We start from the raw sequence: 6,053 nt of genomic DNA on the forward strand, positions 1-6,053 counted from the left end.
CGTTCACTCAATGAACGCTATATACACTGAGGTCGTGGTGCAGTCGGCGCAGCAGAGTCCGCACGTGATCGAGCGAGCAGCGCGGCTGCTCAGATCCATCAGCGCACGCGAGGCCGGCGAACTGTCGACCACCGACTTGGCGAACGCCACCGGCTTGGCACGCCCCACCGCCCACCGGCTCCTGATGTCTCTGGCCGCCGAAGGACTCGTCGACCGCGACGCCAAAACCGGTCAGTGGTCGCTCGGACCCGAGTTGTATCTGCTCGGAGCCGCCGCCGCCAACCGATACGACGTCACCGAACAGGCGCGCGACATCATCGATCAGGTCTCGCGCCTGACCGGCGAGAGCGCCTTCCTCTCCGCGCGTCGAGGCGACGAGACAGTATGCGTTTCGAGTCGGGAAGGAAGCTTTCCCCTACGCTCGCACGTCCTGCACGAAGGGATTCGATTCCCCTTGGGCGTGGCCTCGGCGGGCCTGGCAATCCTCAGTCACCTACCGGCCCACGAAACCGACGAGTACCTGGCCCGGACGAATCTGGTCGCCGACTGGGGCGACGTTCACTCCGAACAGCGAATCCGCGAACGCATCGACGCGACCCTGTCCGACGGATACGCCGTGAACCCGGCACTCATCGTCGAGGGCAGCTGGGGCATCGGCGCCGCCGTCTTCGACCGAGAAGGCCGCCCCGCCTGGGCACTGAGCATCACCGGAGTCGAAACACGCTTCCGCGAGCCCAGACGCACCGAATTGGGAAAACTGCTGATGGACCACGCCCATCAACTGTCGAACCGACTCAAGACTCGATAGCGCCGTTCGCCTGCTCGACTCCGTCATCTCGCCGCGACGGCGGTATCAACTTCCTTCGACTATTCCTTCCCGCACCATCGCGGTCGCTTCGTTTGTCTACTCACTGGCGAGTTCGGCGATTCGCTCGAGCGCCTCGGGTTCGGCTGGATGATTGACCAGAGGGCGAACTCGCGAAGGCGTTCGCGCGCGAACCGCACAGAGTCGAGTCGGCCAACCAGGCGCAGCAACCGTTTCTCGGCAGTGCCCGTAGTGTCGTCGGCGGCCAACGTGGACACGCGGGTTCCTCCAACGCTCGTTCGAGCGATAGCAGCAAGTAGTGCGGACCTTCCGCCGACCCGGTTGCAGATCGTCTGCATCGTGACATCGTGCGTCCGGAGAAAGCTTCCGGGTCAATTCGTCGGCGCCTTGGGTCGCGGCGATCTCGTGGGTGGGCTCGATCACGGTATTGCGATCGGCGGCCGCGGCCGCGGCATTGGGGCCGGTTCAGCCGAAGGCGACCTTTTCGCGTACCGGGACTACCCGGGTGAATGTGTCATCAATCGGTCGCGTCGAGGACTTGCTGAACCGTGCGCATCGCGGCGAGCGACGCGGGCGCGCCGCAATATCCTGCGGTCTGGATGATTGCCTCGACGATTTCGTCGCGGGTGAGGCCGTTGGTGAGCGCCCCGCGGACGTGCCCGGCCAACTCTTCGTAGGCACGCAGTGCGGTCAGCATGCCGAGGTTGAGCAGACTTCGGTCTCGGCGGCTGAGGCCTGGGCGGTTCCAGACGGCATCCCACACGTGTTCGGTGATGTGCCGCTGTAACTCCTCCGATGCCGTGCCCGCGGTTCGGTCGATGGCACGATCGACGAATTCGTCGCCCATCACCTGCCGTCGGGTTGCCATTCCGTTGGCATATGCGCTCTCGTCGTTCATTCGTACTCCGTATTCACTTGGGTCGATGGCCCGTGTCCGGGGACGATCGTGTGGGCGGCGTAATTCTCGAGAAGCCGTGCGCTGTCGAGCGTTCGGGCTTCGTCGTGATTGAACACCGCGGGCAAGATCTGCGGCCCGGAACGCCGGCTCAGCGGGTGCCCGGTGACCAGAGCGTCGCCGGAGAACAGGACTCCCTCGTCCGCCAAGAGATACGCCGTGTGACCCGTGGTATGCCCGGGCGTCGGAATCGGTGTCAGTCCGGCCGGCAAGACCACGTCGTCGGCGCTGACGACGGACGGGATCTTGATGTCCATACGCCCACGAACGGCGATCAACGTCTGAGCGACCCAGCGTCGTCCCCGGGCGGTCGTGAGCTGTCGGAACATGTCCTTCGGCGTGATCTGCTCCAGGTATTCGCGCCGGGCATGCGGGACTTCGGCACCGCCGGTGTAGACGGGCATTCCGATCTTGTCCACGAGTGTGGGGATCGCCCCGATGTGGTCGAGATGAGCGTGCGTGACGAGGACCGCGGCGAGGTCGTCGAGCGTATGTCCGACTTCACGCACCGACTTCAGAACATCATCCGTGTCACCCGGATATCCGGCGTCGATGAGCGTCACCCCGGAACCGCTGGTGACCAGTGCCCAATTGACATTCGTTCCGGCCACTACATAGACCGAGTCGGACACTTGGTCGATCTTCATGCTTCGCCTCCGATGAGGTGCTCGATTACCCCGACGCCGTCGATCTCCAGGCGCAGTTTCTCTCCCGGGGCGAGCCAGCGACCCAACTCCATCCCGGATCCACCGGGCAACGTACCTGTCGAGAACAGCTCACCGGGAAAGAGCTGTTCGCCCTGCGAACAGTGCGCGATCGCTTCGCCCAGTGAATACCGCATGCCCTGGGTTCCGGTCTTCGAGATGACCTTGCCGTCGATCGTGACGGTCGCCGTCAGGCGATCGAGATCGTGGGCGACGTTCGGCCCGGTGACTGCGGTTGACGACATGGAGGTGGCGAAGTGCTTGGCCCGCTGCGGTCCGAAACCCGAACGCATTTCCGCGAGCTGCACGTCCCGGGCCGAGAAATCGTTGATGACGACGACGGCCCCGATGGCCGCCGAGGCTTCTGCGGCCGAGGCGTCGCGCAATGGCCGCGCCAACACGACACCGAGCTCGAGTTCGAAGTCGAGCGCCGTGGTGTATGCCGGTGCGCACACCGGCACACCGGACGGGATGATCGTGAGGGCATTGGACATGTAGTAGATCGGCTGGCGGTACCACAACGAGTGCGGACGAAACAGCGGGAAAGTCCCGCCGGTCACTCGTTCGAAGGTGCGGGCGACCGGATAGACCGCGGGCATGAATCGTCGAGCGAGTCCGCGGGCGGCATCGATCGCATGCTTCTCGAAGACCATGAAGTCACGAAAGGATGCGGGGCACACTGGAAGTACTCCAGCACCGTCGGGCAAGTCCGCGTACCGCTCCAGTTCGAAATCCGGCTGGAATGGCGACTGCCAGGCGAGCTGCTCGGTCGCCTGCCAACCCGCACCGGTGTCGATCTGCGCATCGATATTGTGGCCGGCGCGGTTGAGCAGCCGCCGAATTGCTGCGTGGGTCATGCGCGCACTGCCCAGTTCTCGACGGCCGTGAGCAGGTGGCTGCGCAGGAAGTCCTGTGACAATCGCATCCATTGCTCACCATGCCCCATGGCGCAGTGGTCGTCGCCGACGTAGAGCACGAGCTGGCCGTAGGGTGCCCCGACAGCGATGTCGATCGAGTCCTGGGTACTGACGAGGGTGTCCTCGGCCCCGTTGATCACCAACAGTGGAATGGGGATTCGCGGGTAGTGGTCGGCGATCGACATCGCGGCGAGCTTCTTCATCAGGTTCGCCATACTCGTTGCGCGGGTGGCGTTTCGGAGTGTCGATACCATGATCTCGGGCACCCCGATGGACGCGAGCGGTTTGAAGGTTCGGTTCGTGGGCGCCCCGTTCGCGACAGCGACCTGTAGTCGTGAGTCGACCGCCGCCATTCGGGTGGCCCAGTGGGCGCCGAAGCTGAGGCCCATCATCCCGATGCGTTCGCCGTCCACGCGAGGATCTCCGACCAGGAAGTCGATGACTTTCGTATAGACGCGCTCGGCATCGGGCGAAAGTGGTTCGCGGTAGGAGTAGGTGCCCGGCATCTCCATGACGAACATCGCCAGGCCTTCGGACCGGTACTTCAGCAGCGGCAGGAGCACCTCGGCCAGGGTGCCCTCGACGCCGTTGCTCACGAGCACGACCGGCGGATTCTGCGCTCCGCCCGGAATCATGAAGTAGCCGCGAACCCGATCGTCGTCGCCGAAGGGAATATCCACCCGCTCGATGCTCACGTCCATCGCAGGCGCCAGCGCGGTCAGCAGGATCTCGCCGAGAACGTGGGAGCGTTCGTAGGCCCGGAGCCGCAACGGGCTCCAGCCCGGCCACGCCGCGACGAACTCGTAGACCATCGCTTTGATCAGACTGTCGAGCGCAATCGCCGCGTTCGCGTGTGCAGGATTCTCCGCACAGAAGCGGTCGACGGCGCTCGGGTCGGCGACGGCCCCGCGTTCGGACAGGATCGCGGCAGCTGGAGCAAGCAGTTCGCCCAACGCGCGGACATCGACCGCGCCGACTTCGAACAGTTCGCTCGTGCGGGGACCTCCCAGTCCGCTGAGCGCACCGTCCGCGGCCGCTAGATGCCGGTCCGCGAAAGCCTCCCAGTAATGGGTCCAGTGAAGGTCTTCGAACGATCGGCAACCCTCCAGCTGTTCGCGGAACTCGTCGTCCGAAATGCCTCCGAGGTGCGTGAACCGGTCAGCGAACAGCCGTGGCAGGAACGGCACCGGGCCGAACCTGCGGGTTGCCCTCTCAGTCGTGTGGGTAAGGGCACAAGCGGTCACCAGCGCTCGCTGAACCAGGTCGGACACGGTCATCGTGGATCCTCCGGGACGTTGAAATTGCAGAAATATCTGCTTTTGCACGATGCTAAAGTCGGCGCGCCACAAAAGCAATACCTTCCGCGTTAGCATGGTGATGTGAACGATGCTGAGGCGACCCGACGACCGGGCGGCCGTTCCGCGCGTGTGCGCGATGCCGTCCATCAGGCTGTGCTGGATGTGGTGGTCGAGCTGGGGGTGGACAAGGCCGGCATTCCAGAGATCAGCCGGCGCGCCCGCGTACGAAACAGTTCGATCTATCGACGCTGGGGAACTCGCGAGAATCTCATCGTCGACGCCCTTCTCGCCGCCAGCGAGCGCATGCTGCGAGTGCCTGATACCGGATCTTTGCACGGGGACCTGAGCGCATTCGCGAGCGAACTCATCGACTACCTGAACACACCGCTGGGTGATGGGCTTACTCGGACGCTGGCCTTCTTTCCAGAATCAGAGGAGACCCGGTCCGCGCGAGAGACATTCTGGGCCAGCCGGTTCCAGGAAATCCTGCCGATGCTCACGCGAGCGACCGAGCGCGGTGAGCTGCCGCCGGATACTGATGGGCGCGCCCTTATCGAACTTCTCATCGCACCGATCCATTTCAGGCACCTGCTTACCCGAGAACACACCGACCACGAACTCGCGAGCCGACTCGCAACCACAGCAATTCAGGCAATGCAAACTACCCCGGGCATCACAGCCGGGCACCGGGGTTGACCCCGAGCAGGCTCACCCACGCGGCCCGCCTCCGCCGCCAGGCGTATGCACATGAAGCGGCTGGTCGACCGATGCCGAGTGGCCTGAGTGGCATACCTTGCCGTCATCTCGGTCACGCACGATCGTCCGGTAACACTGAGGCTTACGGTTCGGGTACGACCCGATCCGAGCCCCGAATGCTTTGCGAAAATAGCCTGGGCACAGCAGATTTCAGCTGTGTTCGAAATACTCACCGACCTGTCCGTCAGGCCGGGTGATGCGTGCCGGTACCGATACCAGTCGAATCCGGCCGCGTTATCGCACAGCGATGGGTTGAGTCCAGCAGGATGGTGTATGGCCGGACGCCAGCAAAGTGCGGGCGTGTCGTAGCCGGATAGGGGGTGGTCACCGCGTGATCCTTCAAAAGACCGGCAAGTCACTTGAAGGAAAGAAAGTTCACGCGATGACCTCTGTCCAGCCTATCGACCCGTCCGCAATGCTGTCCGAGCAACTCGCCGTCGCGAGCCCGGATCTCCTGCGCAACATGATGTCCACGTTCATTCAGGCCATGATGAGCGCCGAAGCCGACACGGTGTGTGGCGCCGGCTACGGCGAACGCTCCGACGAGCGGGTGAACTCCCGAAACGGGTACCGCCACCGCGACTTCGACACTCGTGT

The 6,053-nt window shown here is 64.0% G+C and carries 7 protein-coding genes; 3 read left to right on the forward strand and 4 right to left on the reverse strand.

The window, feature by feature from the left end:
- Positions 1-10 precede the first annotated feature (10 nt).
- Positions 11-808: an IclR family transcriptional regulator gene (locus A5789_RS08135; RefSeq protein WP_193615497.1), complete on the forward strand. Its 798-nt coding sequence runs from the start codon at positions 11-13 to the stop codon at positions 806-808.
- 535 nt (positions 809-1,343) lie between these two features.
- On the opposite strand, the gene A5789_RS08140 is transcribed toward A5789_RS08135, so the two are convergent.
- Genes A5789_RS08140 through A5789_RS08155 form a run of 4 tightly spaced genes read right to left on the reverse strand, consistent with a single transcriptional unit; the run spans position 1,344 to position 4,847 of the window.
- Complete coding sequence (locus tag A5789_RS08140) at positions 1,344-1,724, reverse strand: carboxymuconolactone decarboxylase family protein (RefSeq protein WP_064902249.1); 381 nt, start codon at positions 1,722-1,724, stop codon at positions 1,344-1,346.
- Positions 1,721-2,428, reverse strand: a complete 708-nt coding sequence (locus A5789_RS08145; protein WP_064902250.1) for an MBL fold metallo-hydrolase — start codon at positions 2,426-2,428, stop codon at positions 1,721-1,723. The genes A5789_RS08140 and A5789_RS08145 overlap by 4 nt, the downstream gene beginning before the upstream one ends.
- Positions 2,425-3,342, reverse strand: coding sequence for a fumarylacetoacetate hydrolase family protein (locus A5789_RS08150; protein ID WP_064902251.1), 918 nt, complete (start codon positions 3,340-3,342; stop codon positions 2,425-2,427). The genes A5789_RS08145 and A5789_RS08150 overlap by 4 nt, the downstream gene beginning before the upstream one ends.
- Entirely contained in the window at positions 3,339-4,847 is a 1,509-nt protein-coding gene (locus A5789_RS08155) for a S9 family peptidase (protein WP_227462820.1), read from the reverse strand. The genes A5789_RS08150 and A5789_RS08155 overlap by 4 nt, the downstream gene beginning before the upstream one ends.
- Before the next feature lie 6 nt (positions 4,848-4,853).
- On the opposite strand from A5789_RS08155, the gene A5789_RS08160 reads away from it, so the two are divergent.
- Positions 4,854-5,396 (forward strand): TetR-like C-terminal domain-containing protein, encoded by a 543-nt coding sequence (locus A5789_RS08160; protein WP_227462819.1) that lies wholly within the window; start codon positions 4,854-4,856, stop codon positions 5,394-5,396.
- A gap of 442 nt (positions 5,397-5,838) precedes the next feature.
- Positions 5,839-6,053: transposase (locus A5789_RS08165; protein WP_197516571.1), on the forward strand; the 215-nt coding region annotated here is incomplete at its 3' end.

This window comes from Nocardia sp. 852002-51101_SCH5132738 (assembly GCF_001665695.1).
Classification (GTDB): domain Bacteria; phylum Actinomycetota; class Actinomycetes; order Mycobacteriales; family Mycobacteriaceae; genus Nocardia; species Nocardia nova.

What these genes read in the sequence shown, in the direction of transcription:
- A5789_RS08135 (WP_193615497.1), top strand. Translation starts at nt 11, where the DNA reads ATGAACGCTATATACACTGAGGTCGTGGTGCAGTCGGCGCAGCAGAGT.
- A5789_RS08140 (WP_064902249.1), bottom strand. Translation starts at nt 1,724, where the DNA reads ATGAACGACGAGAGCGCATATGCCAACGGAATGGCAACCCGACGGCAG.
- A5789_RS08145 (WP_064902250.1), bottom strand. Translation starts at nt 2,428, where the DNA reads ATGAAGATCGACCAAGTGTCCGACTCGGTCTATGTAGTGGCCGGAACG.
- A5789_RS08150 (WP_064902251.1), bottom strand. Translation starts at nt 3,342, where the DNA reads ATGACCCACGCAGCAATTCGGCGGCTGCTCAACCGCGCCGGCCACAAT.
- A5789_RS08155 (WP_227462820.1), bottom strand. Translation starts at nt 4,847, where the DNA reads ATGGACGGCATCGCGCACACGCGCGGAACGGCCGCCCGGTCGTCGGGT.